The following is a 574-nucleotide window of genomic DNA, read 5'->3' as shown; positions in this document are numbered from 1 at the left end:
CTTTATGAATCTTCCGGCTGCCATACAAACGGCGTGAATCCAAGAAGATCCGGCGGATACGTTGTAAGAGCTTTTCCCGTTGTTTTTGTCGTTCTTTATGAATCGTTCGAGTTTGTACCCATCTGTAATAGCCGCTTCGTGAAACACCAAACACCGCACACATCTTTGCAACACGACACTGGAAGCGGTGATCATATATAAAAGAAAAAATCAGCGTCGGTCTTTGGCAAAGTAGTGCATCGCCTTTTTTAGAATATCGTTCTCCTCTTCCAGATCACGAATGCGTTTGTGGAGTTCTCTTGTGGCTTGATCCTCTGGCTTCAGGTTCCCACTGCCAGGGAAAGCCTGTTTCCCATCTTGGTTGTGCTCAGCTACCCAACGATACAGCGTGTTCGCGGAGATGCCCAATTCTCTCGCCACTTGAGAGACAGGTTTACCTTCTTCTTGAATCATTTGAACGGTTTGAACTTTAAAAGCCTTGTCGTAGTTTTTACTCATAGGGACGCACCTCGAATGAATTTGATTTTATTCTCGCATTCTCGATTCTCGATGTCCACTTTTTAGTCTAGCATCA

Annotated in this window: 2 protein-coding genes; both read right to left on the bottom strand. The window is 44.8% G+C overall.

From position 1 onward, the window contains the following. A partial coding sequence (locus E0698_RS27785) for an IS3 family transposase (protein WP_443146927.1) occupies window positions 1-163 on the bottom strand: 163 nt, incomplete at its 3' end. Between the two features lie 47 nt (window positions 164-210). Beyond that, window positions 211-498 (bottom strand): IS3 family transposase, encoded by a 288-nt coding sequence (locus E0698_RS26285; RefSeq protein ID WP_028542664.1) that lies wholly within the window; start codon window positions 496-498, stop codon window positions 211-213. Between the last annotated feature and the right edge of the window lie 76 nt (window positions 499-574).

The organism is Paenibacillus sp. 23TSA30-6 (assembly GCF_014858585.1).
Lineage (GTDB): Bacteria > Bacillota > Bacilli > Paenibacillales > Paenibacillaceae > Paenibacillus.
This window is presented reverse-complemented; position numbering and strand designations above follow the sequence as displayed.

Bases quoted from the DNA above. Each gene is read 5' to 3' on its own strand.
- E0698_RS26285 (WP_028542664.1), bottom strand. From the start codon at position 498: ATGAGTAAAAACTACGACAAGGCTTTTAAAGTTCAAACCGTTCAAATG.